The organism is Streptomyces sp. NPDC003016 (assembly GCF_053591455.1).
Genome location: NZ_JBSFTV010000047.1, coordinates 21,711 through 48,572 on the forward strand (window position 1 = coordinate 21,711; position 26,862 = coordinate 48,572).

Below are 26,862 nucleotides of genomic sequence, written 5' to 3' on the forward strand. Positions count from 1 at the left end.
GGGCGGCCCGTGTGTAGGGTTGTCGCGTGGCAAGGGTCCGGTTGAGCGTGGAGGAACGGCGCGAGGAGATGCTGCGCGCCGCGGTCGAACAGATCGAGGCACGGGGTGTGGGCGCCGTACGCATCGCCGATGTCGCCTCGGCCCTCTCGGTGAGCAACGCACTGGTCCTCTACCACTTCTCGACCAAGGAGAAGCTGGTCGCGGCCGCTTTCACGTACGCCGCCGAGGGTGATCTCGCACAGCTGCGCAAGCTGCTCGGCCGTCGTACCAGCGCCGTCCGCAGACTGCGCGCCGCGGTCCGCTGGTACGCGCCGACCGGGCAGGCCAAGGGATGGAAGCTGTGGATCGAGGGCTGGGCGGCCTCGCTGCGCGAGCCGGCGCTCCGCGCGGTGGCCCGTGACCTCGACCAGCAGTGGAAGGCGGCGCTGGCCGAGGTCATCACGGAGGGCGCCGAGGCCGGTGAGTTCCGGTGCGAGGACCCCGCGTCCGCGGCCTGGCGGCTGACGGCCCTGCTGGACGGCCTCGCCGTTCAGATGACCTCGTACGCGGGGTCCCTGTCCCGCAGCGCCATGCTGGAGTGGACCGACGACGCGCTGGCGCGCGAGCTGGGCATCGACCGCACGGTGCTGGCGGCCGCCGCCCGCTGAAGGGCCGGACACGTCACTCCAGTTCGTACACCGCGGTGACGGTGACCTCTTCCTGGACCTCACCGGGCGCCACCGGCACTCTGCCCTCGCTGAACGCCGCGGTGGGCACGTCCAACGGGCGGTGCGCCCCGTCTCCCGTCTCCGCCAGCGAGACGAGCCGCCCCAGCCGGTGGCCGCTGAGCCGCGCGTACTGCTCGGCCTTCGACCGCGCTTCGGCGTGTGCGGCCTCGCGGGCCCTGGCGCGCAGGGCGGACGGGTCGGCCACGTCGAAGGCGACGCCGCTGATCCGGCCCGCGTCACCCGTCGCGTCGGTCACGGCTTCCATGACCGCGCCGGTCCTGCCCATGTCCCGGATCGTGATGGAGAAGGACTGGCCCGCCTGGTAACCGGTCAGCTTCGAGGCCCGGTCGGTGTGCTGGTGGACGGCGTTCAGGGAGAGGCTCTCGGTCCGTACGTCGCTGTCGTCGATGCCCTGCTCGCGTACGGCGGCGAGCAGCGCGTCGGCGGCTGCGGACTGGGCGGCCAACGCCCGCTTCGCGGTGGGTTCCGTCGTCTCGACCCCGGCGGCGAGGACAGCCGTGTCGGGGGCGGTCGAAGCTCTGCCTTCGCCGCTCACGGAGACGGTGGCGGCGGCAGCGGGCGCGGCTGCCGGGAGGACTGTCGCGGGGGCGGACGGCGGCGCCGCCATGGCGGGTGCGGCGGCGCCGGTCACCAGCAGTCCGCCGGTGAGTACGACGGCGGTGAGGGCTCGGGCCGCGGCCGACGAGAGGAGCGACGAGGGGAAGATGGCGGACGTGGACGCCGTTGATGCCGTTGATGCCGTACGTACGGACATGGAGTTGGTCCTTCCGGAGTCAGGAGGCCATCCCAGCATCGGCCGCCACCGGACCGGTCGCACCACTCCAGCCCTGTCACCTCTCCGTACCATCCATACTGTGCCCAGCGGAACCGGAAGGGGTTGCGGTGTCGGAACAGCAGTCTGAACGCGCGAGGTACGACGTCCTGGTGGTCGGCGGCAGCGGGGTGGACACGGTCGTCCGCGTCGACTCGCTGCCCGTACCGCTCGCCGACTCGATCGGCGTGCCACCCGTCCGCGAGTGGCCGGGCCACACCGGAGGCAATGTCGCGCTGGGCTGCCGGGCTCTTGGGCTCGAAGTGAAGTTCATCGACTTCATCGGCGACGACTGGGTCGGCGGGCAGGTCAGGGAGCGGCTCGCCAAGGGCGGTGTCGATTTCGAACCGCTGATCTCGCCCGCGGGCACCCGCCGGGCGGTGAACCTCGTCGACAGCTCGACGGGCCGCCGGATGTCCTTCTACGACGCCCGCGACCCCGACGGTCTGCGGATGCCCCGCGACTTCTACCTCCCCCACCTGCGGCGGACCGGGCATGTCCACCTGTCCATCATGAACTTCGCCCGGCACCTGCTCGACGACATCCATGAACTCGGCGTCCCGGTCTCGACCGATCTGCACGACTGGGACGGACTCACCGACCACCACAAGGAGTTCGCCCTCCGCTGCGACCTGGTGTTCCTCAGCGCGGCGGGCGCCGGCGAACGGATCGCCTCCGTGATGCGGGACATCCTGCGCGAGGGCCGCGCCGAGGCCGTGGTGGCCACGGCAGGCGCGGGCGGCTCGTACCTGCTGACGCGGGACGGCAGCCGCACCCCGCACCCGGTCCCCGCGACCGTGCCGCCCGGCCCGGTGGTGGACTCCAACGGCGCCGGGGACGCGTATGTCAGCGGGTTCCTGTACGGGCGCCTCACCGGCCGGGGCCTGGAGGAGTGCGCCCGCCTGGGCGCGCGGGCGGGCGCCCACGCCTGCGCGACGGAGGGCAACACGGACCTGATCGGACCGGGCGACCTCCTCTCCGCCTAGAGCCCCTGGAGCTCGTGGAGCTCCTGGCGCTCCTGGCGCTCCTGGAGCTCCTGGAGCTCCTGGAGCCCGCGCGGGCTTCTCTCAGGTCTGACGCACCGGTTCGTACTCCTCCTGGCCGAGACCGAACGTCCAGGCCACCCCTTCCTTCGCCGTCCTCGTCCTGGGCGGCACGCGCAGCCAGTACGTCCGGCGTGTGCCGTCCGGCTCGGGCGTGGAGTTGACCACCTCGACCATCACCACGTCCTCGTCACCCTGCAGGGCTATGCGCCAGAGGACGCCGGTCTCGTCGCGGTGGACGGGCTGGGCGCCTGATTCGGTGAGGTAGCGGTCGTAGCCGTAGTGCTCCAGCATCACGCGCCGCAGCTCGGCGTTCTCCTCGGCCCGGATGCGCGCGGGCCTCAGTGACGTCAACTCGTCCAGGAACGCCGCCGGTACGGGCATACCGCGCCAGGCGTACAGCGCGAACCCGTCGGGGAAGGCCAGGGCGGGGCCGTCACCCCGGTCGAGCCGTCCGGCCTCGTCACGGTGCAGCTCCACCGGTCGCTCGCTGATCACCACGGCGTTCTCGTACGGCCACCACCAGCCCGCGTGCCTGGCCACCTGCGCCAACCCCGCGAGCCGGTCGCCCCGGCCGTCGAACGCCGCGAGCCAGGCGGCGTCGTGCTGGCCGAGCACCGCGTCGAGCAGGACCAGCCGTACGTCGGACTCGTCCTCCGGCCGCTCCATGAGCTCGGCGACGACTCCGGTCCGTATCCGCTCGGCCAGTTCCCTGGTGGTGTCCCACAGCTGGGCACCGGTGGCGGACCACAGTTCGGCCCAGCCCGCCGGCCCCAACTCGTCGTGCACGCGGCGCCGTTCCTCGGCCCACGGCCCGGTGCGCACCTCGTCGCGCACCGAACGTCCCGCACCGGTGAGCCGTTCGACGGCCTCGACCGCCGCCTTGGGCGAGGCGGCCCAGACGATCCGCTCCGGCTCCGCCAGCCCCGCCGTGCGGTAGGCGAGCCGCACGCCCTCCTCCGCGGCCGCGCGGTCCGCCGCACCGGTCGCCGCCGCGACGGCCCGCCAAGTGTTCACATGCTGCATCGAATTCCCTGTCCCCTGATCCCTGGCCCGTGGTTCCGTGTCCCTGGTTCCGCGTCGCTCAGTCCGCGACGATGCGGACCGATCCCGGTACGTACTCGCGCTGGCGCACCACCCGGTACCAGCCCTTGGGCAGCGGTATCGCCGCGTGCTCCTCGTGCACGACCCGTCCGCCCTCGGGCAGATGGAGCAGCATCGGATCGAGGGGGCCCGCCTCCCGCAGCAGCCTGCCGGGTCCCTGCACCGCGTGCGCGTGCCCGGTGACTTCGCCCAGCGCGAGCACCAGCCGGCCTCGCGCGTCGCGTCGTTCACCTGAGGCGTCCGCCAGATGCGCCGGCACCGCCGATTCATCCAACGGCACGATCAGTACGTCCCCTTGCCGGTACATGGCTGTCTCCCCTCCCGGGCCGCACACTCTGTGCCGACCCCGTGGAAAACGCTACGGCCCGGGTCTGACAATCGTGGCTGACCTGCGGAAACGAGCCCGCTCACGGGATTGTCAGTGTCACTTGATAAACCTTTCGCACGTCAGTCGCTCGTACAGTGTCAACAGCGTCAGGAGACCAGGGTCATGTCCGGTGTGGACCATCTGCAGGAACTGCTCGGCCTCCCGGCCGTCGACTTCCGTCCCGGCCTCCCGGCGTCGTTGCCCGCCGCGGACGCGGCGGCGTGGCGCATCTCCGTGGATCCGTTCGAGGACGAGGACGGCCCCTGGGAGGAAAGGTTCGACACGTTCCTGAAAACCGTCGATCCCGCGGGGGTACGCGCGCTGATCATCGGCCAGTGGGGCGAGACGTACGAGAAGGACTCGAGCTACCCCGTCAACCTGGTCATCGCCGCGGCCGACCGGCTCACCTCCCTGGAGGCCGTCTTCATCGGTGACCTGTCCCAGGAGGAGGCCGAGATCTCCTGGATCGAACATTCCAACGTCACGGGCCTGCTCAGCACCTTCCCCCGTCTGCTGGAGCTCGGCGTGCGCGGCGGCCCGGGCCTGGGTTTCCCGCCGGTGCGGCACGAGCGGCTGCGCTCGCTCGTCTTCGAGTCGGGCGGCCTGCCGGCGCAGGTCGTGCGCGGCGTCACCGAGAGCGAACTGCCCTCGCTGGACCACCTGGACCTGTGGTTCGGCATCTCCGAGTACGGCGGCAACACCGAGACCACCGACCTCGCGGCGCTGCTCTCCGGCACCCTCTTCCCCGGGCTGCGCCACCTCGGGCTGCGCAACAGCGAGATCCAGAACGAGATCGCCGCGGCCGTCGCGTCGGCCCCCGTCGTCGCCCGGCTGGACACCCTCGACCTGTCGAACGGAACTCTCGGCGACGAGGGCGCCGCCGCGCTGCTCGGAGGCCAGCCGCTCACCCACCTCGAACACCTCGATCTGCATCACCACTTCCTCTCCGAGGAAATGGAGCAGCGGGTGGCCGACGCCCTGGAGCCCCACGGCGTAAGTGTCGACCTGTCGGACCGTCTGGAGCCGTGGGACAACCGCGGCGCCGAGGGCCGCTACACCGCCGTGGCGGAGTGATCCGGCCATGAACGACATCGAGCACCCCGAGTTTTTCCACGGGCTTCCCGTCTTCACCCTGCCCGAGCCCGGCGACCCGCACGCGCCGCCCCTTCCGCCCGCGGACTCCGTGGCCTGGCGCCTGGACTGTCTGTGGGACGAGGAGAATCCGTTCACCGAGCTGTGGCACCGCTTCCTCGGCTCGGTGGACTGCGCACGGGTCCGTGCGCTGGTGATCGGCCCGTGGTGGCACGACGAGTACGAGCCCCTGCGTCCCGCCCTGGACCTGGTCCTCGCGGCCGCGGACCGCTTCCCGGCGCTCCGCGGCCTCTTCCTCGCCGACGTCATCAGCGAAGAGTGCGAGGTGTCCTGGCTGGAACTGACCGACGTCACTCCGTGTCTTGAGGCATTCCCGCGGCTCGAGGAACTGACGGTGCGCGGCTGCGGCGAGTCGCTCTCCGACACGGACATGCTGGCTCTGCGGCCGGTCCGTCACGACGCCCTGAGGGTGCTGCGTTTCGAATCCGACGGCCTGCCCGGCTCCGTCGTCCGGGCCGTCGGCGCCTCCCGCCTGCCCGCCCTGGAGCGCCTGGAGCTGTGGCTGGGTGTCACGCATTACGGCGGCGACGCGACGGTGGCCGACCTCGCGCCCCTGCTGTCCGGCGGCGCCCTTCCGCGCCTGCGCCACCTGGGCGTGCAGAACAGCGAGATCCAGGACGAGATCGCGGCAGCGGTGGCCGCCGCGCCCGTCGTCGCCCGACTGGACTCGCCGGCCCTGTCGATGGGCACCCTCGGCGACACCGGCGCGCAGGCCCTGCTCGACGGCCAGCCGCTCACCCACCTGAGCGAGCTGGACCTGCACCACCACTACATCGCCGAGCCCCTCCGGCAGCGCCTGCGAAAGACGCTCGAACCGCACGGCGTGCGGCTGAACCTCGACGGGCCCGACTACTGGGACCCCGAGGACGACGGACCGCGCTATGTCGCCGTCGACGAGTGACGCGAAGCACCCGGGGCCGCGCTTCGCGGTCGTCGGCAACCCCGCCAACCGCCGCGTCGCACTCTTCCAGGAGGCCGTGGCCGCCGCCGGGCTCCCCGCCGCGCGCGTCGTCCCCTGGCTCGACGTGCTCGGCGGCCGGGCCTCGTTCCGGCCGGGCGAGACCGTACGGATCGACTCGCCCGGTGAGGACCCCGAGGTCGAGCGGCTGCTGCGGGGCGTCGGCGACGGCACCCGGGTGGAGGGGTCGGCGCGCTGGTACGAGCGCTTCACCGAGGCCGTACGGGAAGTGGGCCGGGCGGCGGCGGGCTGCACCCTGCTCGACGACCCCGGCGAGCTGGCGGTGCTGTTCGACAAGCGGCTGTGCCATGCCGTGCTGCACGACGCGGGCGTTCCCGTGCCGCCTTCGCCCACCTCCGGGACCACGGCACCGGGCGTACGCGGCTGGCCGGAGGTACGTGAGCTGCTGCGCGCGCACCGTATGCCGCGTGCCTTCGTCAAGCTCGCGCACGGCTCGTCGGCCTCCGGCGTGCTGGCCGTCGAAACGGCGGGCCCCGGCCGGGTACGGGCCACCACCTCCGTGGAGCGCGATCCGCAGGGACGGCTCTTCAACTCCCTGCGGGTACGCCGTTGTACGGACGAAGGCGAGATCGCGGCGATCGTGGACGCGCTCGCACCGGACGGCCTCCACATCGAGCGCTGGCTGCCCAAGGCCGCCCAGCGGGGCCGGGCCGCCGACCTGCGGGTCGTCGTGGCCGGCGGCAGGGCCACGCACGCCGTCGTACGGACCAGCCGCTCCCCCATGACCAACCTCCATCTCGGCGGCGCGCGCGGAGACCTCGACGAGGCCCGCGCCGCCATGGCCGCGGCCGGTGGCAGCTGGGAGGAGGCCGTGGAGGTGTGCGAGCGGGCAGCGGCCTGCTTCCCGCGCACCCTCTGTGTCGGTGTCGATCTGCTGCCCGCCGTCGGCTGGCGCCGCTTCGCCGTCGGCGAGGTCAACGCGTTCGGCGATCTGCTGCCGCGCCTCACCGGGCTGCCCGGCAGCGGCGCCGAGGGCCTGGACACCTACGCGGCGCAGGTCGCCGCCGTACAACGCGCTGCCCAAAGCGCCGTGCAACGCGCCGTACCTCCCCTCGTGCGGCGCACGACAAGGAACCACCATGCGATCACCTGACATGAACGAGATCGTCGGCAGCCACGACCTGCTGCTCGTCACCCTCGACACCCTCCGCCACGACGTCGCCGTCGAGCTCGCCGCCGCCGGCCGCATACCGAACCTGGCCGCCCGCCTGCCCGGCGGCGCGTGGGAGAAGCGGCACGCGCCCGGCAGCTTCACCTACGCCTCGCACCAGGCAATCTTCGCGGGCTTCCTGCCCACGCCCGCCGCGCCGGGGCCCCACCCCCGGCTGTTCGCCGCGCGCTTCGCGGGCAGCGAGACCACCGCGGAGCGCACCTTCGTCTTCGACACCACCGACCTCGTCTCCGGCCTCGCGGGCGCCGGCTACCGCACGGTGTGCATCGGCGGTGTCGGCTTCTTCAACCGGCAGGGCCCGCTCGGCTCGGTGCTGCCGGGGATGTTCCAGGAGAGCCACTGGGAGCCGGAGTTCGGCGTGGCCTCGCCCACGTCCTTCGAGGAACAGGTCGCCCGGGCCGAGCAGGTCGTCGCCGGGCTCCCGGCGGACCAGCGGCTGTTCCTGTTCGTCAACGTCTCCGCGTTGCACCAGCCGAACTGGTTCCATCTGCCCGGCGCCACCCGCGAGGCCGGCGACTCGCGCGCCACCCACGCGGCGGCTCTGGAGTACGTCGACCGGCACATCGGCCGCCTGTTCGCCGCCGCGAGCAGCCGCCGCCCCTGCTTCGCCATCGTCTGTTCCGACCACGGGACGGCGTACGGCGACGACGGCTACACCGGCCACCGCCTCGGCCACGAGGCCGTCTGGACCGTCCCCTACGCCCACTTCACCCTCGATCAAGGGGCCACCCGATGAGCACCACGACGCCCCGCCCCTACCAGAGTTACGTCTACGCCTATCCGCACAAGACGGCGTACCGCGAGCTGGAGAACCGTCCCTCCCTCCGCGGCCTCTGGGCGGACGAACCCAAGAACGCCCTCTCCCTCTACCTCCACATACCGTTCTGCGAGGTCCGCTGCGGCTTCTGCAATCTCTTCACCCGGATCGGCGCCCCCGACGAACTGACCGGCCGCTACCTCGACGCGCTCGACCGGCAGGCGACCGCCGTCCGCGACGCCCTGGGCCACAGCGAACCCCGTTTCGCCGCCGCGGCGTTCGGCGGCGGCACCCCCACCTTCCTCGACCCCGGCGAGCTCGAACGGCTCTGCGACATAGCGGAGAAGCGGATGGGCGCGGACCTGAGCTCCGTGCCCCTGTCCGTCGAGGCGTCTCCGGCCACCGCGACCCCCGGCCGTCTCGCCGTGCTCGCCGACCGCGGCACGACCCGCCTCAGCCTCGGCGTCCAGAGTTTCGTCGACTCCGAGGCCCGCGCGGCCGTGCGCCCCCAGCGCCGCGCGGACGTCGAGACGGCCCTCGGCGCCGTCCGCGACGCCCGCATCCCGGTGCTCAACATCGACCTGATCTACGGCATCGAGGGCCAGAACACCGACACCTGGCGCTTCTCGCTCGACGCGGCGCTCGCCTGGCGGCCCGAGGAGCTCTACCTCTACCCCCTGTACGTACGCCCGCTCACCGGCCTCGGCCGCCTCGGCGCCGAGGCCGACGCCGCCTGGGACGCCCAGCGCCTGCGCCTCTACCGCCAGGGCCGGGACCACCTCCTCGCCCATGGCTACGAGCAGGTCTCGATGCGCATGTTCCGCCGCGCGGACGCGCCGAAGCAGGCGGCCGACGACTACGCCTGCCAGACCGACGGCATGATCGGCCTCGGCTGCGGAGCCCGTTCGTACACCTCGGCGCTCCACTACTCCTTCGACTACGCCGTCGACATGCGCGAGATCCGCCAGATCATCGACGACTACACCGCCACGGAGGACTTCTCCCGCGCGGAGGTGGGCCGGTACGTCGACGCCGACGAGGCCCGCCGCCGCCATCTCCTCCAGTCGCTCCTCCAGGCCGAGGGCATGCCACTGGCCGACTACCGCGCACGGTTCGGTACGGACCCGGCCGCCGACTTCCCCGCCGAGCTCGACCGCTTCGCGACCCGCGGCTGGCTCGACGACAGCGCGCCCGAGGGCCTGCTGCGCCTGTCCCCCGAGGGTCTCGCCCACTCCGACGCACTGGGTCCCGAGCTGTTCTCCCCCGCCGTACGGGCCGCCATGGCCGCGTACGCACTGAAGTGAGCCCCGCCATGGACCTCACGATCCTCTACCGCGGCCCCCTCGCCTCCTGCGACTACGACTGTCCGTACTGCCCGTTCGCCAAGCGCCGCGACAGCCGTGAGCAGTTGCGCGCCGACCGCGCCGCGCTGGAGCGCTTCACCGGGTGGGCCGCCGCCCGGACGGACGGGGACCGCCTCTCGGTGCTCTTCACGCCGTGGGGCGAGGGCCTGGTCCGCTCCTGGTACCGCCGCGCCCTCACCGAGCTGTCCCGCATGCCGCACATCCGGCGCGTCGCCATCCAGACCAACCTCAGCTGCCGCACCGACTGGCTCACCGGGGGCGAAGACGGCGCCGACCTCGGCACGCTCGCGCTGTGGTGCACGTACCACCCGGGGCAGACACCGTACGGCCGTTTCCTCGCCAAGTGCCGCGAACTGAGCGCCCGCGGCGTGCGTTTCAGCGTCGGCGTGGTCGGCTTCCCCGAGCACCTCGAAGAGGCGCGCAGGCTGCGCGCCGCGCTCCCCTCCGAGGTCTACCTGTGGGTCAACGCGGCCGAGGGCCGCACCTACACGGACGAGGAGGCCGGACACTGGACGGCCCTGGACCCCCTCTTCCCGTACAGCCGCCATCCGCACCGCTCCGCCGGTCTCCCCTGCCGGACCGGCGAATCGGTGATCTCGGTGGACGGCGAGGGCACGGTGCGCCGCTGCCACTTCGTGCGCGCCGAGCTCGGCAACCTCTACGACGGCTCGTACCGGCGGGCACTGCGTCCGCGCGTCTGCCCCCTCGCCGTCTGCGACTGCCACATCGGCTACGTCCACCTGGAGACGCTGCCGCTGTACGACGTGTTCGCGGGCGGCGTCCTGGAACGCGTCCCCCGCGCACCTGCCGCCCTCTCACAGGGGCAGCAGATCGGGCCGCTTCGCCTCGATGTGGTCACCTGAGGACTCCCCGCGCAGCCGGCGCCCGATCCACGGCACCAGGTGCTCCCGCGCCCACTGGATGTTGTCCCTGCGCGCCTCCAGCGAGCCGCGCGGCGCCATCAGCGGCCACGCCTGGTCCGGGTCGGCCGGGACGTCGAGTCCCAGCACCTGCGCGGCGCGCAGCGCGACCCGGGTGTGGCCCTCGGGCGAGAGGTGCAGCCGGTCGACGTCCCAGGCGCGCCGGTCCTGGATGGACTTGAGCGACCACAGGTCGAGCACCGGGCAGTCGTACCGGTCGGCCACCGCCCGCACGTGCGCCGTGTACGTCGCGATCTTGCCGCGCAGATGGCGCAGCACGGGCATGGTGCGCGTGTCGAAGCCGGTGGTCACCATGACGGTGCCGACGGCGCCGGTGAGGTCCGCGACGGCCCGCTCGAAGCGCTCGGCGACGTCGTCGGGGTCGCTGCCGGGCCGGAGGATGTCGTTGCCGCCGGCGCAGAAGCTCACCAGGTCGGGTGCGAGCGCCTTCGCGCGCGGGACCTGCTCCGCCACGATCTGGTCGAGGAGACGGCCGCGTACGGCGAGGTTGGCGTAGCGGAACGTGTGCTCGGGTACGCGGTCGTCGAGGAGTACGGCGAGCCGGTCGGCCCAGCCGATGAACGCACCGTCGGGTCCGGGATCTCCGACGCCTTCGGTGAAGCTGTCGCCGATCGCCGCGTACGACCCGATGGTGCCTGCCCTGAATGATCTCGAATCGTCTGCCACGTCGGCACATCCTTCACTGGAACAAGTGACCTACGCCACCGTAGGGAGGGGTTGACGCGGGGTGATATATGACACCGGTCAAGTTTTGTCCAACCCGGAATAGCCCGAAAACGCACGTACGCCCCCTTCTGCCGCCCGGTGTGGGCAGCGGAAGGGGGCGTACGGGGAGCGTTCGGGCCGGCCCTGGACGGGTCAGACGGTGACGCCGTGGCCGCGCAGGTAGGCCAGCGGGTCGACGTCCGAGCCGTAGCTCGGGCCGGTGCGGATCTCGAAGTGCAGGTGCGGGCCGGTCGAGTTGCCCGTGGAACCGGAGAGGCCTATCTGCGTGCCGCCGCCGACGCTCTGACCGGAGGAGACGGACAGCGAGGACAGGTGGGCGTACTGCGAGTACCGGCCGTCGTCGTGCTTGATGACGACCTCGTTGCCGTACGAGCCGCTCCAGCCCGCGGAGACGACGGTGCCGGCACCGACGGCCTTGACCGGGGTACCGCTGGCCGCGGCGAAGTCGACGCCCGTGTGGTAGCCGCTGGACCAGCTGCCGCCGGCGGCGCGGTACGGGGTGGTGACGCTCGCGGAGACCGGGGCGGTGAAGCCGGAGCCGGTGCTCTGCGCGGCGGAGGCGGAGTTCACGGAAGTGGACTCCTCCGCCTTGGCCTCGACCTTGGCCTCGACCTTGGCCTCGACCTTGGGGGCGGCGGCCTCGGCCTTGGGGGCGGCAGGCTTGGGCGCGGCAGGCGCCTCGGCCGCCGGCTTCGCCGGGGCCTGCTTCGCGGGCGCCGACGCCTTGGCGCCGATCGTCAGCTTCATGCCCGGCAGGATCAGCGAGGGGTTGCCGCCGACGACCTCACGGTTGTCTTCGTACAGCTCCTGCCAGCCACCGCGCACGTTCTGCTCTTCGGCGATCTTCGACAGGTAGTCGCCGGAGACCACGGAGTAGACCTTGGCGTCGGCCTTCTTCTGCGGCGTCGCCTTCTCGGTCACCGCGGAGGCGGACGCGGCGGCCGGGGCTGCGGCCTTCTCCGCGGCGTTCGCACCGGTGGCGGTGATCAGGGGAAGTGCGAGTACGGCTCCACCCGCTCCCGCGGCGACAATTCCGCGAGTGATCGAGTTGGACCTCGGGCGGCGGTGCTTACCCTTTGCGGGCATGGAACATTCCTCTCCGGCGCCTACGAGGTGAGCTGTCGGGTTCGGGCTGGAGATGCCCGGCCGCGCTGCTGCGCGACTTCACCCCAAAGCCGGTCCGGACGCATGAGACGTCCGGATCACCGGCGTACTTACCTGGGTCCCCCGCTCCTGCCAACGCGTGAGTGAGTGAGTGCGGATTCCGGGAGGTGGCAGGATTCGGCGGTCCACCCGGATTGCGGTGACCGTAAGCCGACGGGGCTGCCCCGTACAAGCCAGTCCATTCGGACGGTCGTTGCCTGACGGGAATTCACCACGGAATTCCCGTCACCCTCCGTCGATTACGGATCTTTACGCACCGCCCGTGAACTGGAATTCGCACCCGGCACTCCGCCACGCACTGTCACGAATATGATCCTGCTCACCAGCAGTCCCGCCATTTACCGTCACAGCAAGGGGAGTTGCACCAAAATAGCCCATTTAGCCCCAAGTGCCGCTTACCTCCCTGGCTGCGCTCCGCAAGGGGTCAGACCCTCCTCAGCCGGAAGACCGCGGCATCGAGATCACCGCGCAGCGCGGTGCGCAGTCCCCGGTGGAGCAGTACGGAACCCCGGTGCACCGCCGAGGTGTCGAGGCAGGCGTACGCCGCGCCCGGGTCGAGCCCGCGCAGGCGCAGCGGCGGCTGCTGCTCGCCGTAGTGCTGGGCCTGGAGCCAGGCGAGGACGACGGTGTCGTCCCCGCGCACGTACTGGACCGCGCTCAGCCCGCCCTCGGGCGCCCGCAACCGATGCAGCTCGCCGTGTTGCACGACCGGCCGGATCTCCTTGTACAGGTCCACCCACTCGCGCGCCTCGGCGATCTCGTCCTCGCTCCACCCGGCCAGGTCGCCGCCGATGCCGAGCACCCCCGCCATCGCGCTCACGAAGCGGAAGCGCAGCGAGCTGACCCGCCCGTTGAGCTGCGTGTTGGGGCTGTCGGTGACCCAGGCGGCCATCGCCCGCGCCGGATGCAGCTGGCTGAAGCCGTGCTGGATGGCGAGCCGGTCCAGCGGATCGGTGTTGTCGGACGTCCACACCTGGTCGGTACGGGAGAGGATCCCGAGGTCGATCCGCCCGCCGCCGCCCGAGCACGACTCGAAGGCGACGTCCGGATGCGCGGCCCGCAGCCGGTCGAGGAGCGCGTACAGGGCGTGCACATGCTCGGTCCACAGCTTCTGCGGGTACGGTTCGCCCGGCCAGCCCGCGTCGGTGAAGCAGCGGTTGAAGTCCCACTTCACATAGTCGACGGGCGCGTTCGACAGCAGCCCGTGGAGCTGGTCCCAGAGGTACGCCTGGACGTCGCCGCGCGCCAGATTGAGGACGAGCTGGTGGCGGAACTCCGTGGGGGTGCGGCCGGGATGGTGCTGCACCCAGTCCGGATGCGCCCGGTACAGATCGCTGTCCGCGTTCACCATCTCCGGCTCGACCCAGATCCCGAACCGCATCCCCAGGCCGTGCACTTCGTCGGCGAGCGGCCCCAGCCCGCCGGGGAAGCGGTCCGGATTGGGCGTCCAGTCGCCGAGCCCGGCGCGGTCGCTGGTCCGGGCGCCGAACCAGGCGTCGTCCACGACGAACAGCTCCACGCCGATGTCGGCGGCCCGCCGTGCGAGCACGCGCTGCTGTTCCTCGGAGATGTCGAATCCGGTCGCCTCCCAGGAGTTGTAAAGAACGGGCCGCGCCCGCTCCGCGCCGGGGACGACGTGTGCGAGCTGCCAGGCGTGCCAGGCCCGGCTCGCGCCGCCGAACCCGCCCTCGCTCCACAGCCCCGCGAAGACGGGTGTGGTGTACGTTCCGCCGGGCGCCAGCCGCAGCAGACCCGAGTCGTCGTGCCCGGCCCCGCCGGTGATCTGGACGGTGCCGTCGGGCAGTTGCTGTACGGCGATGCGCCACGACCCGGACCAGCCGAGCGCGCAGCCGTACACCTCGCCGCTCTCCTCCGTGGCGCCCTCCGCGTCGAGCGCGACCCACGGCAGGTGCTGGTGTCCGGTGTGGCCGCGGCGGCTGCCCAGGATCTTCTCGCCGGGGGTGAGTGCGGAGCGTACGAGCCGGGACTCGGCCGCCCACCGGCCGTGCAGCTGGCTCAGCCGCCACCGCTCGCGCCGGGGCAGTGTCCAGGCGGCGGCATCGGCCCGCAGCAGCTCCAGGGCGGGGGCGCCGGCCGGTCCCTCGTGCGCGACGGTGGCCCACCGCTCGACGACGTCGCAGTCCTCGCGCATCCGGTAGTGCAGGGTGAGGCCGAGGTGGTGCACGGGGTCGGTGAAGCGCAGCCGCAGTTCGTCGCCCGCCGCGGCGGAACCGTCGCAGCGCCACTCGGTGCCGCGCACCTCGGGCGTACGCACGGACAGGGCGGGGCGTACGAAGCGGGGCCCGCCCTCGACGGGGTACTCCTCGCGCCCGTCGAGCTGCGACTCGAACGGCCAGTAGGGCGACGGGGGTTCGGCGGCGAGGGACTCGGCGTCGGCGAGGGAGATCCGTGGCCCCCAGTGCAGGTGGACCAGCTCGTCCTGGTCCGTGAGGTGCAGTGCGTAGCTGCCGGCCGCCCCGGAGAGCAGCCAGGTACGGCCGTTGCCGCCGGTCTCGATCATCCAGTCCCCTCGGATCGGCACAGGTGCGATCATCTTGGCCGCCCCGCCGCCCCGGGGCAACGCCCGCACGGCGACGGCCGAGATGCTTGCCCCAGGTACCCATGTCGTATCGTCGAAACGCGCCGAAGTCGGCGAGCAGCGCCGACGGCAGATTTCAGGAGCCCCCGTGACACAGCAGCTGCCGCAGGTCCCGTCGACAGAGCCCGAACCGGAGCCCGAGCTCGCCGCGGTGCGCAACTTCCGTGACGTCGGCGGTCTGCCGACCGTGGACGGGCGGCGGGTCCGGTACGGAGCCCTCTTCCGCAGCGGCCACCTGGCGCACGCCACCGCCGCCGACGCGGCGTTCCTCGGTTCGCTGGGCCTCCACACGGTCTTCGACTTCCGCAACGAGGTGGACCAGAAGCTGGAGGGCCCGGACATCGAGCTGCCGGGTGTGCGCAATGTGAACCTGCCGCTGACGGACCCGGCCGACGGCGCCGTGTTCTGGAAAATGGTCCGCGACGGGAACCTCGACGAGCTGCGCGAGATCCTCTCGGACGGCAAGGCGGCGGACCGGATGTCGGCGACGTACCGCATGATCATCAAGGAGCGCACGGCCGAGCACAGCCAGGTCCTGCACGCTCTCGCCGAGGACAGTGTCCCCGCGCTGATGCACTGCGCGGCGGGCAAGGACCGCGCGGGCCTGTCCATAGCCGTGACCCTGCTCGCGGTCGGCGTCGAGCGCGATGCCATCGAGGCCGACTACCTGAAGTCGAACGACCCGCGCCGCCGCTACAAGGTGCACCGCAGCGACAGCTCGTCGGCCGGGATGTCCCCCGAGGTGATGGAGCTGCTCAGCCCGCTCTTCGAGGCCCGCGCGGAGTACCTGGCCGCGGCCTTCGAGACGATCGAGGAGACCTGGGGCACCACCGACCGCTACCTCGCGGAGGGGCTGAACGTCACCCCCGAGACCCGCGAGCGGCTGCGGCTGCGCCTGCTCGACGAGAGCTGGGCGCGGCCGGCGTCAGCGTGAGCCCCCGAGCGTGAAGAGCAGGTAGACGAAGGCCGCGAAGAGGTGGCCCGCGACGACGTACACGAAGACGCGGATCGCCAGGCCACGGGGGATCCTGTCCTCCACGAAGTGGCGCGCGGTGGTCTTGTCTTCCGGCATCTCAGGTCTCCTGGGGCAGGCACAGCCCGGCGGTGGCGCTCTGCAGCAATGTGTGGACGAACAGCAGGTCGGCCCCGTCCGGGGAGGCGGCCGCGATGCGGTGCGGGGTCAGCGAGTCGAAGTGGGCGCTGTCCCCGGCGTCGAGCCGGTGGACGCTCTCGCCGAGCACCAGCCGCAGGGGTCCCGACAGCACGTACAGCCATTCCTCGCCGGGGTGGACCCGCACCAGGTCCCCCTGCGCGCCGTACGGCACGTGCACCCGCAGCGCCTGCATGGCCCGTCCTGAGCCGCCGGCCCGGTGGTACGTCCAGCCGTCGGCCTCCCGCGGCCGCGCCTCGTCCGCGCGCAGTACGGCGTCCCGCTCGCCCGGCGTCTCGCCGAGGAGCGCGGACACCGTCGTACCGTAGACACGGGCCAGCGCGAGCAGCATCGGCAGCGAGGGCTGGCGCTGTCCCGTCTCCAGACGCGACAGGTGCGCGGGGGAGAGCGCGGCGCGGCGCGCGGCCGCCTCCAGGGTGAGGCCGCTGCGGCGGCGCAGACCGCGCAGTTGCGGTGCGACCGAAGGCAGTCCTTCGGCCGTCTCTTCGAGCCGGGGGGTCATGCCTCCATTGGGCCAGAGTCATTGCCCGTGAGGCAAGCATCTTGCCTCACGGGCAAAATCACCGGTTCGCCACCGCCTGTTTCACGAGCGTCCTGCCGAAGTCCCACATCAGGCCGCCGCCGCTGTGTGCGTCGTCCATCACCGCGGTGAACGCGCCGACGAAGCGGTCCACCTCTTCCTCCCCCACGATCAGCGGCGGGATCAGCTTGATCACTTCGAGGTGGTCGCCGGAGACCTGGGTGAGGATGCGGTGCCTCTGGAGCAGCGGTACGACGACCATCTGCGCGAAGAGTCCTTTGCGGGCGGCCTGGAGCACGGTCCAGCGGCTGCGCAGTTTCAGCGAGGCGGGCCGGCCGAACTCGATGCCGATCATGAGGCCGCGCCCGCGCACGTCGTGCAGCAGCTCGTAGCGGCCGGTGAGCGCGGTCAGCCGCTCGCGCAGCAGGTCGCCCGAGCGCCGGGCGTTCGCGACGATCTCCTCGTCCTCCATCACCGTGAGGACGGCCAGGCCCGCCGCCATGGCCTGCGCGTTCGAGCCGAAGCTGGCCGAGTGCACGAGCACCCGGTCCATCGACGAGTAGACGCGCTTGAAGATCCAGTCCTTGCCGAGGGTCGCGCCGACCGGTACGTAGCCGCCCGAGAGCGCCTTCGCGACGCACAGCAGATCCGGTTCCACTCCCTCTTCGTGCTGGTACGCGTAGAAGTCGCCGGTCCGGCCCAGGCCCGTCTGCACCTCGTCGGCGATCAGCAGCGCCTTGTGGCGGCGGAGCAGCTCCTGGGCAGCGCGCAGGAATCCCGGCGGGGACTCGTGCACGCCCTTTCCCTGGATCGGCTCGACGACGAAGCCGGCCACGTCGCCCTTCTTCAGCTCCCGCTCCAGCGCGTCCAGGTCCCCGAGCGCGATTTCGGTGTCCGGCAGCAGCGGTGCGAACCCGTCCCGGAAGCCCGCCTCGCCGTTCACCGACAGCGAGCCCGTGGTCAGGCCGTGGAAGGCGTGGGCGCAGTACAGGATCCTGGGCCTGCCCGTCGCGTACCGGGCGAACTTCAGCGCGGTCTCGACGGCCTCCGTGCCGCTGTTGCCGAAGAACACCCGGTCCAGGTGCGGACTGTGGGCGAGCAGTTTCTCCGCGAGCAGCCCGGGGAGCGGCTGGCAGTCGAAGCGCGTCAGGTCGGCGAGCGAGGCGTCGATGACGTCGTGCAGCGCCTTGCGTACGACGGGATGGTGCCGGCCGAGGCCCATCACGCCGAAGCCCGCGAGCATGTCGAGGTAGTCGTTGCCTTCCGCGTCCCAGAAGTAGGCGCCCTCGGCGCGCTCGTAGACCTTGTCGAAGCCGATGGTGCGCAGCATGCGCGGCAGCTGGTGGTTCAGATGCCTGGCGTGCAGCTCGTAGCGCTCGGCCCCGCGTTCGGCGAGGAGTCCCGCCAGGTCGAACCCCTTCGGCCCGCCGTCCGTCATCGCGCTCTCCTCAGTGTTCGCCGGCGGGGCCGGGCTTCCCCGGCTGCCCGTGGTGTCCCGAGACGGTCTCGCGGACCGCGCGCAGCGACTCCTTGAGCGAACCCATGGTGGCGAGCACGGCCGTCGGCTCGTAGCCGCAGTGCGCCATGCAGTTGGCGCACCTCGGGTCCTTGCCCCGCCCGTACTTGCTCCAGTCGGTGTCCTCGATGAGCTCCCGGTACGTCGGGACGTACCCGTCGCTCATCAGGTAGCAGGGCCGCTGCCACCCGAAGAGCGAGTAGTTGGGGATCGCCCACGCCGTGCACGGGAAGTCCGCCTTGCCCTCCAGGAAGTCCAGGAAGAGCGGCGAGTGGTTCAGCCGCCAGCGCCGCCGGTTGCCGCCGGAGAACGCCTTCCGGAACAGTTCCCTGGTCTGCTCGACGCCGAGGAAGTGCTCCTGGTCGGGTGCCTTCTCGTACGCGTAGGCGGGCGAGATCATCATCTCGTCCACCTTGAGGTCGTCATTGAGGTAGTTGAGCACCTCGATGATCGTCTGCGGGGTGTCGGTGTTGAAGAAGGTGGAGTTGGTGGTGACCCGGAAGCCGCGCTTCTTGGCCTCCTTGATCGCTGCCACCGCTTCGTCGAACACGCCTTCCTTCGCCACCGACTCGTCGTGCCGCTCGCGCAGCCCGTCGATGTGCACGGCGAAGGCGAAGTACGGCGAAGGTGTGAACTTCTCGATCTTCTTGCGCAGCAGCATCGCGTTGGTGCAGAGGAACACGTACTTCCTCTTCGCCACCAGCTGCCGCACGATCTCGTCGATCTGGGGGTGCATCAGCGGCTCGCCGCCCGCGATGGAGACCATCGGAGCGCCCGACTCCAGTACCGCGCCCACGGCCTGGGCCACGGGCATGCGCTGCTTCAGGACCCCGGCCGGGTGCTGGATCTTGCCACAGCCCTCGCATGCGAGGTTGCAGGCGTAGAGGGGTTCCAGCTCGACGATGAGCGGGAACTTCTCGCGCTTGCGGAGCTTCTGTTCTACGAGGTACGTCCCGACCCTGATGGTCTGACGGAGTGGCATGGCCATCTAGCTCACCTCCTGGGGAGCAGCAAAGAACGGTGCCATTCGAAGAAAGCCGGAAGGACTGCGCGAAGAACACGGAAGGCCGATATTCCACCCCGGACCGTCCCCATGCGCACGAGCTCGTGTTCCGGAGCGTCCACGACCACACGTACGGCCGCAACCGGACGCGGGCCCGCCCGCAGCGCGCTCCAGAGCGTGGCGGCGGATTCCATGTCCACCGCGATGGCCCCGGTGGCCCGCAGCCCGGCCCGCTCGTGGCCGCGTACGACATGGTCGGAGCCGGCCAGCGGGCCGGTGTGGACGGTGCGCCCGGGCACCGCCCTGGCCAGCGCCCCGGCCAGCAGCTCCACGCCCGTGCAGGCCGTGCTGGAGCGGGGGTCGCGGGTCTCGTCGGCGACGACCAGGTCCCCGGGGTGCATGCCGGGGACGAGCCCGGCGCAGAAGCCGGACGCGATGACGGCGGCGTCCCCGGCCGGGCGGCCGGGTCCGAGCGCCCTGCCGACGGCCGCCTCGGCCGCCCCGGGGCCCATGCCCGTACGCAGTACGGTCACGGGCCCCGGGGCCCCCTTGCGGTCGCCGCCGCGCAGCGCGAACCGTTCGATGCCGAGCGCGCAGGCGATCAGCAGCGGCGCGGGCCCCGGGAACGCCGGGGACCGGCCCATCAGGTCCCCTGCCGGAGGCCCGGGAAGGCGGGCTCCCCGTGGACGTACCGCCCGAGGGCGGTGAGCGGGAAGACCTGACGGTAGAGGTGGTAGTTGATGGAGAAGTCCCAGGGGAACCCGGTGCCCGTGAAGTACGGCTCGTCCCAGGAGCCGTCCTCCCGCTGGGTCCCGGCGAGCCAGGCGACCCCCCGCTCGACGGACTTGCGCTCCCGCTCCCCCGCCGCGAGCAGGGCCAGCAGCGCCCAGGCGGTCTGCGACGGGGTCGAGGCGCCGTGTCCGGCCCATCGGGCCTCCCGGTACGAGCGCAGGTCCTCGCCCCAGCCGCCGTCGTCGTTCTGGACGGACTCGAGCCAGTCGACGGCGCGGCGGACGGCGGGGTGCGCGGCGGGCAGTCCGGCCGCGGTCAGCGCGGGCACCACCGATCCCGTTCCGTACACGTAGTTGACGCCCCAGCGGCCGAACCAGGAACCGTTGGGTTCCTGCTCGGCCAGCAGCCACTCGATGCCGCGCCGGGTCCGCGGGTCGTACGCCTTGCCCTCGACCGCCAGCATCTCCACCACGTGCGCGGTGACGTCGGCGGACGGCGGGTCGATGACCTCGCCGAAGTCGCAGAAGGGCAGGCGGTTGGGGAAGGGGCTGGTGTTGTCGGCGTCGAATGCCGCCCAGGCGCCGTTCTTCGACTGCATTCCGAGGTTCCAGCGGACGGCGCGCTCGACGGTCGCTTCTATGCGCCCGCGGTCCGGGTGCGCGACGCGCCGGAGCGCCAGGACGACCTCGGCGGTGTCGTCGATGTCCGGGTAGTTGTCGTTGTGGAACTCGAACGCCCAGCCGCCGGGCTCCAGTCCGGGCCGGCGTACGGCCCAGTCGCCCGGCCGTACGATCTGCTCGCTCATCATCCAGTCGGCCGCCTTGACGAGCGCCGGGTCGTCGGGGCGCACCCCCGCGTCGGCCAGTGCGATGGTGGCGAGGCAGGTGTCCCAGACCGGCGACTGGCAGGCCTCGATCATGCGGGAGCCGTCCTCGCGCCACACCGTGAACCGGTCGAGCGATGCGAGCCCGGCGCGCATCACCGGATGGTCCAGGTCGTATCCGAGCAGGTGGAGCGCGATCAGGGAGTACACGGCGGGCGGCTGGATGCCGCCCCAGCAGCCGTCGTTCTCCTGCCGTTCGATGATCCAGCGCGCCGCGCTCCTCATCGCGGCGCCGCGCAGTCTGGCGGGCGCGATCTTGCGGTAGACGTGCAGGGCCTTGTCGAGCAGCTGGAAAGCGCCCTCCCAGCCGGTCGGCGCGGCAAGCCCCCTGGGCGGGTTCGGCACCCGCGGGTCGGTGTGCAGCTCGTCGAGCGCGAACGGCGCGGGGCGCACGGGCCGTTTCGCCGAGACCACGGTCAGCGGCACGATGGTCTGCCGGGCCCAGCAGCCGAAGTCGTAGATGTTGAGGGGGAACCACGAGGGGAGGAAGATCAGTTCGGGTGGCAGCTCGGGCAGGTCGTCCCATTTCCACCAGCCGAAGAGCGCGAGCCAGATCCGGGTGAAGACACGGCTCGCGGCGATGCCGCCGTGCTCCCTGATCCAGGCCGCGGCGCGCGCCATGTGCGGGTCGCCCGGCAGGTCTCCGGCGAGCCGCAGGGCGACGTACGCCTCGATGGTGGTGGAGAGGTCGCCGGGTCCGCCGTAGAAGGTGGCCCAGGTGCCGTCGTCGCGCTGCTCGCCGCGGATGAAGAGCGCGGCGGCCCGCAGGGTCCTGTCGTCCTCGGTGCCCAGGAAGTGACGGAGCAGCAGGTCCTCGGCGTCCATGGTCACATTGGTTTCGAGGTCGCCCTTCCACCAGCCCTGGGGGTCCTGCTGGGCGAGCAGATGCTCGACCGCGCGGTCCGTGGCCCGCCGCGCCGCGTCCAGGACGCCGGACGGGGCAGGACCGGTATCGGTACCGATACCGATACCGGCGGTGTTGTCGGTGAGTTCGCTGGCCGCGGCTACGCAGGGCTCCACGGCCCCGGTGCTTCCGTCGGTCGTCGCTGTCATGGTTTCCCCTTCGTGCAGTTGGTTTCTCTGCTGTGCTGGGGTCCGACGTCGGCCGGCGCCCGGTTTTCCTGGCACCGGCCGGCGACTGCGAGTCATATGAGGCGGATACTGATCATCTCTTCCGTACGACGACGAAGTCCGCGAGCGCGGTGAGCTGCGCACGCACCTGCGGGGGCATGTCGACGCCGTCCAGCGCCTCGATGGCGACGGCGTGCTGCCTGCGGGCTTCCTGAGCCGTCCACTCACGGCCGCCCGCCTCCTCGATCAGAGCCGCCCTGGTGGCGAACTCCTCCTCGGAGAAACTGTCGAAGTCGTTGCTCTTGGCGTCGGCGGAGAGCAGTTCGCCGAGCCGCTCGGAGGCGGCGCCGCCGGCCGCCAGCGCCGCGACGACGGGCAGGGACTTCTTGCGCTGGCGCAGGTCGCTCCAGGTCTGCTTGCCGGTGGCGTCCGGGTCGCCCCAGATGCCGAGCAGGTCGTCGACGGCCTGGAAGGCGAGGCCGAGGTGGTAGCCGTACGCCTCCAGCGTGTCGGCCGTACGGTCGTCCGCCCCGCCGAGCACCGCGCCGATGGAGACGGCGCAGGCCAGCAGCGCGCCCGTCTTGTTGCCCTCCATCTCCAGGCACTCCTCGACGGTGACCCGCTCGCGGTGCTCGAAGGAGATGTCCTGCGCCTGGCCGTCGATGAGCTTGCGGCTCGCGGTGGTGAGCCGGCGCGTGGCGCGTCCCGCCTCGACGGTGCCGAGCTCCAGCAGCACCTCGTTGGCGAGCGCGAAGAGCGCGTCGCCGACGAGGATCGCCTGCGCGGGACCGTGCACCTTCCACACCGTGTCGCGGTGGCGGCGCTGCTCGTCGCCGTCCATCAGGTCGTCGTGGAGCAGGGAGAAGTTGTGCACGAGTTCCACGGCGACTGCGCCGGGGACACCGGTCTCGGGCGATGCACCCGCCGCCTCGGCGGACAGCAGCGCGAGCGCCGGGCGCACGGCCTTGCCGCCGTCGCCGTCGGCGGGCCGTCCCTGTGCGTCGATCCACCCGAAGTGGTAGGCCGCGACGGTGTCCATGGGTGGCGCGAGCCGGCCCACGGCGGCCTTCAGCACCGGCGTGGACAGGGTGCGGCCGCGCTCCAGAAGCGCGGCGATGTCCACCGTGGTGTTGTCCACCGGATTCACCGGGGTCACAGGCTCTCCTCTTGTGTCAATGCCAGTGCTCATACCGCCTCCTGCAACGGATGTTCATGGGCGCGGCCGAGTTCGCGGAGCGCCGCGCCGGCGGCGGTGACACCGCTGCGCACGGCACCCTCCATGGTCGCGGGCCATCCGGTGGCGGTCCACGCCCCGGCCAGGTACAGGCCGGGCGCATGCGTACGGGCGCCGGGGCGCAGCCGTCCGACGCCGGGGGTGGGGGCGAACGTCGCTGTCCGCTCCCGGGTGACGAAGAAGTCGCGCACGCCCGCGCCGCGCGCGGCGGGCAACAGCCGCTCCAGCTCGGGAAGGTAGCGCGCGCGCAGCTCGGCCACGGGCGCGTCGATCTCGTCCTGGCAGGCCGACTGGGAGACGGCGAGGTACTGTCCGCCGCCCTTCAGTCCGGAGGACTCCGTACGGTCGAAGACCCACTGGACGGGGGTGCCGAGCGCCGCGAAGAAGGGGCGGCGCAGCACCTTGCGGTCGTACACGACATGGACGTTGAGGATCGGTGCGGTGCCGATGTCCAGCAGCCGGCCGGGGTCGTCGACGGCACCTTCGGGCAGCAGCGCGTGCGTCTCGCCCTGGGGCACGGCGAGCACGACGGTGTCGGCCTCGATCCGCTCCCCCGCCGTGCCGACCTCCCAGCCGCCGCTCGCCGCACGGGCGAGGGAGGTGGCCTTGGTCCGCAGCTCCGTCCGCACACCCGCCGAGTCGAGCGCCTTGCGGGCGAGCGTGTCGTGCAGATCGCCGAGCGGTACGTGCGCCCAGCCGATGTCGGCCGCGCCGGGATCGGAGAGCAGCCCGGTCTTGAAGACCATCGCGGCGAGGCCGAGCGAGGCGTGGGACGCGGTCGCGTTGAGCGTCGCGACGCCGACGAGGTCCCACAGCGCCTCGACGGTGCGCGCGGACTGCCCGTGGCGGCCCAGCCAGGTCGCGAAGTCCACGCCGTCCAGGGCGGGGTCGGCCGGGTCGAGCTTCTTGAGGGCGAGCGCGGCCCGTCCGACGCTCGCACGCTCGGCGAGGGAGAGGTGCGGGTACGCCGCCAGACCGGCCGCGAGGTGCAGCGGTACGGGCAGTCCGGTGCGGCGCAGCCGTCCGAGCCGGGGCCCGGCGCCGCGGCCGACGTCGAGCACGGGTACGTCGAGGCGGCTCTGCAGCGGCGCGAGGCCGGCGCCCTCCACCCGGTCGAGGAACCACCGGTAGGCGGTGCAGCAGCGCAGATAGACGTGCTGGCCGTTGTCGACGGTGAGGTCGCCGCGGCGGAACGAGAACGCGAGGCCGCCCAGGCGCGGGCGCCCTTCGAGCAGCGTCACCCGCGTCCCGGCGTCGGCCAGCCGGAGCGCGGCCGCGACGCCGGCCAGTCCCCCTCCGACGACGACCGCGTGCGCGGACGGCCCTGCGGGCGCGGGGGACGTGGGGCCCGTCGTGCCGCGTGTCATGCGCCCTCCCCGCGGGCCTCGCCGACGGGGTACGGACCGCGGGCCGCCGCGGCCGGGGGCGCGCCGGCCCGCCGGGGGGCTGCGCCTTCCCCGTACGCGTTCGTCCCGCCGGCCGCGACGGGCCGCATCAGGCACGCCCCCTGGTGTGGAGCCGGGAGACGGTACGGGCGTCGAGCCCCGAGAGGCCGCGCACGGCGACGTACGCCTTCTCGTGCCCGGGCAGCGAGACACGGCCGCGCAGCACGGCCCCGGGGTCGCGCTCGATGCGGTCGAGGAGCCGCCGGTAGATGCCGGCCATGGCGGCGACGCAGGCGCCGGAGCGCCGGTCGAGCAGGGGGAGCAGCCGGTAGCCCTCGGCGAACAGGGCACGGGCGCGGCGCACTTCGTAGTGGACGAGGCCGGTGAAGTCGGACCCGTCGGGCGGGGTCGCGCCGTGGAAACCGGCCGAGCAGCCGAACTTGGCGAGGTCGTCGGAGGGCAGGTACGTGCGGCCGTTCCCGGCGTCCTCGCGGACGTCGCGGAGGATGTTCGTGAGCTGGAGGGCGAGGCCCAGCGTATCGGCGTACTCGCAGGCGCGTTCCGTGGGGCGCGCGCCGGCCTGGGTGCCGAACACGCCCAGGGAGAGCCGTCCGATGGCGCCCGCGACGCACCGGCAGTAGACCTTGAGGTCGTCCCAGGTCTCGTAGGTCTCGCCGCGCACGTCCATGAGGACGCCGTCGATGAGTTCGTCGAGAGCTTCGAGCGGGATCGGGAAGCGGCGCGCCGTGTCCGCGAGCGCCACGGCGACCGGGTCGGTGTCGTCGTCGTCGACGGTGCCCGCCCGCACGCGGTCGAGCAGCGCGCGGGTCTCCTCGAGCCGCGCCTGCTTGACCGCGGGCGCGAGCACTCCGTCGCCGATGTCGTCCACGCGCCGCGAGAACGCGTACAGCGCGGACATGGCGTTGCGCTTGTCGGTCGGCAGCAGCCTGATGCCGTACGCGAAGTTGCGGGCCTGCGCTCCGGTCACTGCCTCGCAGTAGCTGTACGCGGCGAGTACCGGTGCGGACATCTGCGTGAGTCCCTCCACGGGCCGGCTCACCCCTCTCTTCGGTCTCGTCGCAAGACAGCTCCCACTGCGCACAGCAGACTCAGCCTGGTGGGTCGGGGTGGTCCGGGGAGTACGTCGTAGCCGGCGGCCGCGACCGCCGTGAGGGCGGCGCGTCCGCCACCGACGAAACCCGCGAGCAGCAGCTTGAGTCTGCCGTGGACGCTACCCACCAGCGGGGTGCCTTCATCGAGCAGGCACCCGGCGCGTTCCGCTTCGTACGCGACCAGCGCGCGCACCGACGCGTTCGCGGACGGTGCGGCCAGATCGGCCTCCCCGACGTGGAAGCGCGCCATGTCGTCGGCGGGCAGGTAGATCCGGTCGCGGCCGAGGTCCTCGCCGACGTCCTGGAGGTGTTCGACGATCTGCAGGGCGGTGCAGACCGCGTCCGAGCGGCGGATCCGCTCGGGGCTGGCGGTGCCGGTGATCTCCAGGACCAGCCGGCCGACGGGGTTGGCGGACAGCTCGCAGTACGCGAGGAGGTCGTCGTACGTCGTGTAGCGCCGTACGAGCTGGTCCTGCCGGTTGGCCTCGACGAGCCCGAGGAAGGGCTCGGGGGTGAGCGAGCAGCGGCGCACGGTGGGCGCCAGGGCCCGCAGGATCGGGTGGCGCGGGCCGTCCCCCGAGGCGTCGAAGACGCGGCGCAGGTCGGCCTCGAAGGCGTCGAGCACGGCGAGGCGGTCGTCGGCCAGGACCGGGTCGAGACCGAGGAGGCGGGCGTCGGCGCCGCCGGGGGCGAGGTCGCCGTCGCCGATGTCGTCGACGAGGCGGGCGTAGCCGTAGACGGCCATCAGGTCGTCCCGCCAGGCGCGCGGCAGAAAGAAGGGAGCCACCGGGAAGTTCTCGTCGGCGGCCTTGTCGAGGGTGGTGCGCGTGTGTGCGTCGGGGCGCACGCGCGGCATGCCGGTCATCGCGGGCTGCCCGGCGCGGGGACGGCGGAAGCGTCTCGGAGCTGGAGAGTTCCCGTAGCCATTGCCGTCACATCTTCCGTTCTACACTGCTGACCCAATACATCCCATTTCGGACACGCCGCCGGTCCGCCGGAGCGATGGACCGTCCACGGGCGAGATGCCGAGGCGTTATCGCCCCACTTGCCGTGAATCAGCACCGGTACAGCTTACGTTGTACAACGCCCGGCACTGCGCCGGGGTGGGGCGCGCATGGCGACAACGCCGCAATTCACCCCGACCACCCCGAAGGTGAAGGGAGTTGGCGATTGTGACGTGTTCGCGGAGTACCGCCGCGCCGGGGCGCGTCGCCCCTCCCCGGTGCGCCCGCGCACCCGCCCGTCACCGTCGGCCAGCCGCCCTACGGCCGGATGCTGCCCGGCATCCGCGGTCTGCGCCTTCAGGTCACCGAGGTGCGGGCGAAGTTC

General features: G+C 72.1%; 25 protein-coding genes, 1 pseudogene and 1 riboswitch. Of the genes and pseudogenes, 10 read left to right on the top strand and 16 right to left on the bottom strand.

The window, feature by feature from the left end:
• The first annotated feature begins 26 nt into the window (after positions 1 to 26).
• Positions 27 to 647, top strand: a complete 621-nt coding sequence (locus ACWDZ4_RS30125; protein ID WP_451511560.1) for a TetR/AcrR family transcriptional regulator — start codon at positions 27 to 29, stop codon at positions 645 to 647.
• A gap of 13 nt (positions 648 to 660) precedes the next feature.
• On the opposite strand, the gene ACWDZ4_RS30130 is transcribed toward ACWDZ4_RS30125, so the two are convergent.
• A complete protein-coding gene (locus ACWDZ4_RS30130; RefSeq protein WP_451511561.1) occupies positions 661 to 1,482 on the bottom strand; it encodes an SIMPL domain-containing protein in 822 nt (273 codons plus the stop codon).
• A gap of 128 nt (positions 1,483 to 1,610) precedes the next feature.
• Here ACWDZ4_RS30130 and ACWDZ4_RS30135 point away from each other — a divergent pair, with 128 nt between their 5' ends.
• Entirely contained in the window at positions 1,611 to 2,525 is a 915-nt protein-coding gene (locus ACWDZ4_RS30135; protein ID WP_451511562.1) for a carbohydrate kinase family protein, read from the top strand.
• 81 nt (positions 2,526 to 2,606) lie between these two features.
• Here ACWDZ4_RS30135 and ACWDZ4_RS30140 read toward each other — a convergent pair whose 3' ends face one another.
• Together ACWDZ4_RS30140 and ACWDZ4_RS30145 are read right to left on the bottom strand one after the other, a co-directional pair.
• Positions 2,607 to 3,608 carry a DUF6745 domain-containing protein gene (locus ACWDZ4_RS30140; RefSeq protein WP_451511563.1) on the bottom strand — a complete coding sequence of 334 codons (1,002 nt, stop codon included), beginning with the start codon at positions 3,606 to 3,608 and terminating at the stop codon, positions 2,607 to 2,609.
• 58 nt (positions 3,609 to 3,666) lie between these two features.
• A complete protein-coding gene (locus ACWDZ4_RS30145) occupies positions 3,667 to 3,993 on the bottom strand; it encodes a hypothetical protein (RefSeq protein ID WP_451511564.1) in 327 nt (108 codons plus the stop codon).
• A 183-nt stretch (positions 3,994 to 4,176) separates the two neighbouring features.
• On the opposite strand from ACWDZ4_RS30145, the gene ACWDZ4_RS30150 reads away from it, so the two are divergent.
• From ACWDZ4_RS30150 to ACWDZ4_RS30175, 6 genes are read left to right on the top strand one after another with little or no spacing between them, the layout of a single operon-like run.
• The gene (locus tag ACWDZ4_RS30150) at positions 4,177 to 5,127 is read left to right on the top strand and encodes an STM4015 family protein (protein WP_451511565.1); all 951 of its coding nucleotides are present in this window, start codon (positions 4,177 to 4,179) and stop codon (positions 5,125 to 5,127) included.
• A gap of 7 nt (positions 5,128 to 5,134) precedes the next feature.
• Complete coding sequence (locus ACWDZ4_RS30155; RefSeq protein WP_451511566.1) at positions 5,135 to 6,106, top strand: STM4015 family protein; 972 nt, start codon at positions 5,135 to 5,137, stop codon at positions 6,104 to 6,106.
• Positions 6,087 to 7,277 (top strand): STM4014 family protein, encoded by a 1,191-nt coding sequence (locus ACWDZ4_RS30160; protein ID WP_451511567.1) that lies wholly within the window; start codon positions 6,087 to 6,089, stop codon positions 7,275 to 7,277. Before ACWDZ4_RS30155 ends, ACWDZ4_RS30160 begins: the two co-directional genes overlap by 20 nt.
• A 1-nt stretch (position 7,278) precedes the next feature.
• The gene (locus ACWDZ4_RS30165) at positions 7,279 to 8,091 is read left to right on the top strand and encodes an STM4013/SEN3800 family hydrolase (protein WP_451511583.1); all 813 of its coding nucleotides are present in this window, start codon (positions 7,279 to 7,281) and stop codon (positions 8,089 to 8,091) included.
• Positions 8,088 to 9,416 (top strand): STM4012 family radical SAM protein, encoded by a 1,329-nt coding sequence (locus tag ACWDZ4_RS30170; protein WP_451511568.1) that lies wholly within the window; start codon positions 8,088 to 8,090, stop codon positions 9,414 to 9,416. Before ACWDZ4_RS30165 ends, ACWDZ4_RS30170 begins: the two co-directional genes overlap by 4 nt.
• Positions 9,417 to 9,424: 8 nt before the next feature.
• A complete protein-coding gene (locus ACWDZ4_RS30175) occupies positions 9,425 to 10,339 on the top strand; it encodes an STM4011 family radical SAM protein (RefSeq protein ID WP_451511569.1) in 915 nt (304 codons plus the stop codon).
• Here the strand turns inward: ACWDZ4_RS30175 and ACWDZ4_RS30180 are convergent.
• The 3 genes from ACWDZ4_RS30180 to ACWDZ4_RS30190 form a co-directional block, all read right to left on the bottom strand.
• The gene (locus ACWDZ4_RS30180; protein WP_451511570.1) at positions 10,292 to 11,083 is read right to left on the bottom strand and encodes an SGNH/GDSL hydrolase family protein; all 792 of its coding nucleotides are present in this window, start codon (positions 11,081 to 11,083) and stop codon (positions 10,292 to 10,294) included. The genes ACWDZ4_RS30175 and ACWDZ4_RS30180 overlap by 48 nt on opposite strands.
• Positions 11,084 to 11,275: 192 nt before the next feature.
• Positions 11,276 to 12,229, bottom strand: coding sequence for a M23 family metallopeptidase (locus tag ACWDZ4_RS30185; protein ID WP_451511571.1), 954 nt, complete (start codon positions 12,227 to 12,229; stop codon positions 11,276 to 11,278).
• A 2-nt stretch (positions 12,230 to 12,231) separates the two neighbouring features.
• Positions 12,232 to 12,407: riboswitch (cyclic di-AMP (ydaO/yuaA leader) on the bottom strand.
• A 324-nt stretch (positions 12,408 to 12,731) separates the two neighbouring features.
• Entirely contained in the window at positions 12,732 to 14,828 is a 2,097-nt protein-coding gene (locus ACWDZ4_RS30190) for an alpha-galactosidase (protein ID WP_451511584.1), read from the bottom strand.
• A gap of 166 nt (positions 14,829 to 14,994) precedes the next feature.
• On the opposite strand from ACWDZ4_RS30190, the gene ACWDZ4_RS30195 reads away from it, so the two are divergent.
• Positions 14,995 to 15,840, top strand: a complete 846-nt coding sequence (locus ACWDZ4_RS30195; protein ID WP_451511572.1) for a tyrosine-protein phosphatase — start codon at positions 14,995 to 14,997, stop codon at positions 15,838 to 15,840.
• Here the strand turns inward: ACWDZ4_RS30195 and ACWDZ4_RS30200 are convergent.
• From ACWDZ4_RS30200 to hpnC, 10 genes are all read right to left on the bottom strand, one after another.
• Positions 15,832 to 15,978, bottom strand: coding sequence for a DUF6126 family protein (locus ACWDZ4_RS30200; protein ID WP_451511573.1), 147 nt, complete (start codon positions 15,976 to 15,978; stop codon positions 15,832 to 15,834). The genes ACWDZ4_RS30195 and ACWDZ4_RS30200 overlap by 9 nt on opposite strands.
• A 1-nt stretch (position 15,979) precedes the next feature.
• On the bottom strand, positions 15,980 to 16,579 hold the full coding sequence (locus ACWDZ4_RS30205; protein ID WP_451511574.1) for a helix-turn-helix domain-containing protein: 600 nt from the start codon (positions 16,577 to 16,579) through the stop codon (positions 15,980 to 15,982).
• Positions 16,580 to 16,637: 58 nt separating this feature from the next.
• Positions 16,638 to 18,035 carry an aspartate aminotransferase family protein gene (locus tag ACWDZ4_RS30210; RefSeq protein WP_451511575.1) on the bottom strand — a complete coding sequence of 466 codons (1,398 nt, stop codon included), beginning with the start codon at positions 18,033 to 18,035 and terminating at the stop codon, positions 16,638 to 16,640.
• Between the two features lie 10 nt (positions 18,036 to 18,045).
• On the bottom strand, positions 18,046 to 19,101 hold the full coding sequence (gene hpnH, locus ACWDZ4_RS30215) for an adenosyl-hopene transferase HpnH (protein ID WP_451511576.1): 1,056 nt from the start codon (positions 19,099 to 19,101) through the stop codon (positions 18,046 to 18,048).
• A gap of 5 nt (positions 19,102 to 19,106) precedes the next feature.
• Complete coding sequence (locus ACWDZ4_RS30220) at positions 19,107 to 19,760, bottom strand: phosphorylase family protein (protein WP_451511577.1); 654 nt, start codon at positions 19,758 to 19,760, stop codon at positions 19,107 to 19,109.
• Positions 19,760 to 21,784 carry a squalene--hopene cyclase gene (gene shc, locus ACWDZ4_RS30225; RefSeq protein ID WP_451511578.1) on the bottom strand — a complete coding sequence of 675 codons (2,025 nt, stop codon included), beginning with the start codon at positions 21,782 to 21,784 and terminating at the stop codon, positions 19,760 to 19,762. Before shc ends, ACWDZ4_RS30220 begins: the two co-directional genes overlap by 1 nt.
• A 112-nt stretch (positions 21,785 to 21,896) precedes the next feature.
• Positions 21,897 to 22,991: a polyprenyl synthetase family protein gene (locus ACWDZ4_RS30230; RefSeq protein WP_451511579.1), complete on the bottom strand. Its 1,095-nt coding sequence runs from the start codon at positions 22,989 to 22,991 to the stop codon at positions 21,897 to 21,899.
• A complete protein-coding gene (hpnE, locus tag ACWDZ4_RS30235; protein WP_451511580.1) occupies positions 22,988 to 24,403 on the bottom strand; it encodes a hydroxysqualene dehydroxylase HpnE in 1,416 nt (471 codons plus the stop codon). The genes ACWDZ4_RS30230 and hpnE overlap by 4 nt, the downstream gene beginning before the upstream one ends.
• A 127-nt stretch (positions 24,404 to 24,530) precedes the next feature.
• Positions 24,531 to 25,481, bottom strand: coding sequence for a presqualene diphosphate synthase HpnD (gene hpnD / locus ACWDZ4_RS30240; protein ID WP_451511581.1), 951 nt, complete (start codon positions 25,479 to 25,481; stop codon positions 24,531 to 24,533).
• The gene (gene hpnC, locus ACWDZ4_RS30245) at positions 25,478 to 26,389 is read right to left on the bottom strand and encodes a squalene synthase HpnC (protein ID WP_451511582.1); all 912 of its coding nucleotides are present in this window, start codon (positions 26,387 to 26,389) and stop codon (positions 25,478 to 25,480) included. Before hpnC ends, hpnD begins: the two co-directional genes overlap by 4 nt.
• A gap of 386 nt (positions 26,390 to 26,775) precedes the next feature.
• On the opposite strand from hpnC, the pseudogene ACWDZ4_RS30250 reads away from it, so the two are divergent.
• Positions 26,776 to 26,862 (top strand): annotated as a pseudogene (locus ACWDZ4_RS30250) (FMN-binding negative transcriptional regulator); the annotation flags it as partial.

What these genes read in the sequence shown, in the direction of transcription:
- ACWDZ4_RS30130 (WP_451511561.1), bottom strand. Translation starts at nt 1,482, where the DNA reads ATGTCCGTACGTACGGCATCAACGGCATCAACGGCGTCCACGTCCGCC.
- ACWDZ4_RS30140 (WP_451511563.1), bottom strand. Translation starts at nt 3,608, where the DNA reads ATGCAGCATGTGAACACTTGGCGGGCCGTCGCGGCGGCGACCGGTGCG.
- ACWDZ4_RS30145 (WP_451511564.1), bottom strand. Translation starts at nt 3,993, where the DNA reads ATGTACCGGCAAGGGGACGTACTGATCGTGCCGTTGGATGAATCGGCG.
- ACWDZ4_RS30150 (WP_451511565.1), top strand. Translation starts at nt 4,177, where the DNA reads ATGTCCGGTGTGGACCATCTGCAGGAACTGCTCGGCCTCCCGGCCGTC.
- ACWDZ4_RS30155 (WP_451511566.1), top strand. Translation starts at nt 5,135, where the DNA reads ATGAACGACATCGAGCACCCCGAGTTTTTCCACGGGCTTCCCGTCTTC.
- ACWDZ4_RS30160 (WP_451511567.1), top strand. Translation starts at nt 6,087, where the DNA reads ATGTCGCCGTCGACGAGTGACGCGAAGCACCCGGGGCCGCGCTTCGCG.
- ACWDZ4_RS30165 (WP_451511583.1), top strand. Translation starts at nt 7,279, where the DNA reads ATGAACGAGATCGTCGGCAGCCACGACCTGCTGCTCGTCACCCTCGAC.
- ACWDZ4_RS30170 (WP_451511568.1), top strand. Translation starts at nt 8,088, where the DNA reads ATGAGCACCACGACGCCCCGCCCCTACCAGAGTTACGTCTACGCCTAT.
- ACWDZ4_RS30175 (WP_451511569.1), top strand. Translation starts at nt 9,425, where the DNA reads ATGGACCTCACGATCCTCTACCGCGGCCCCCTCGCCTCCTGCGACTAC.
- ACWDZ4_RS30185 (WP_451511571.1), bottom strand. Translation starts at nt 12,229, where the DNA reads ATGCCCGCAAAGGGTAAGCACCGCCGCCCGAGGTCCAACTCGATCACT.
- ACWDZ4_RS30190 (WP_451511584.1), bottom strand. Translation starts at nt 14,828, where the DNA reads ATGATCGAGACCGGCGGCAACGGCCGTACCTGGCTGCTCTCCGGGGCG.
- ACWDZ4_RS30200 (WP_451511573.1), bottom strand. Translation starts at nt 15,978, where the DNA reads ATGCCGGAAGACAAGACCACCGCGCGCCACTTCGTGGAGGACAGGATC.
- ACWDZ4_RS30205 (WP_451511574.1), bottom strand. Translation starts at nt 16,579, where the DNA reads ATGACCCCCCGGCTCGAAGAGACGGCCGAAGGACTGCCTTCGGTCGCA.
- ACWDZ4_RS30210 (WP_451511575.1), bottom strand. Translation starts at nt 18,035, where the DNA reads ATGACGGACGGCGGGCCGAAGGGGTTCGACCTGGCGGGACTCCTCGCC.
- hpnH (WP_451511576.1), bottom strand. Translation starts at nt 19,101, where the DNA reads ATGGCCATGCCACTCCGTCAGACCATCAGGGTCGGGACGTACCTCGTA.
- ACWDZ4_RS30220 (WP_451511577.1), bottom strand. Translation starts at nt 19,760, where the DNA reads ATGGGCCGGTCCCCGGCGTTCCCGGGGCCCGCGCCGCTGCTGATCGCC.
- shc (WP_451511578.1), bottom strand. Translation starts at nt 21,784, where the DNA reads ATGACAGCGACGACCGACGGAAGCACCGGGGCCGTGGAGCCCTGCGTA.
- ACWDZ4_RS30230 (WP_451511579.1), bottom strand. Translation starts at nt 22,991, where the DNA reads ATGAGCACTGGCATTGACACAAGAGGAGAGCCTGTGACCCCGGTGAAT.
- hpnE (WP_451511580.1), bottom strand. Translation starts at nt 24,403, where the DNA reads ATGACACGCGGCACGACGGGCCCCACGTCCCCCGCGCCCGCAGGGCCG.
- hpnC (WP_451511582.1), bottom strand. Translation starts at nt 26,389, where the DNA reads ATGCCGCGCGTGCGCCCCGACGCACACACGCGCACCACCCTCGACAAG.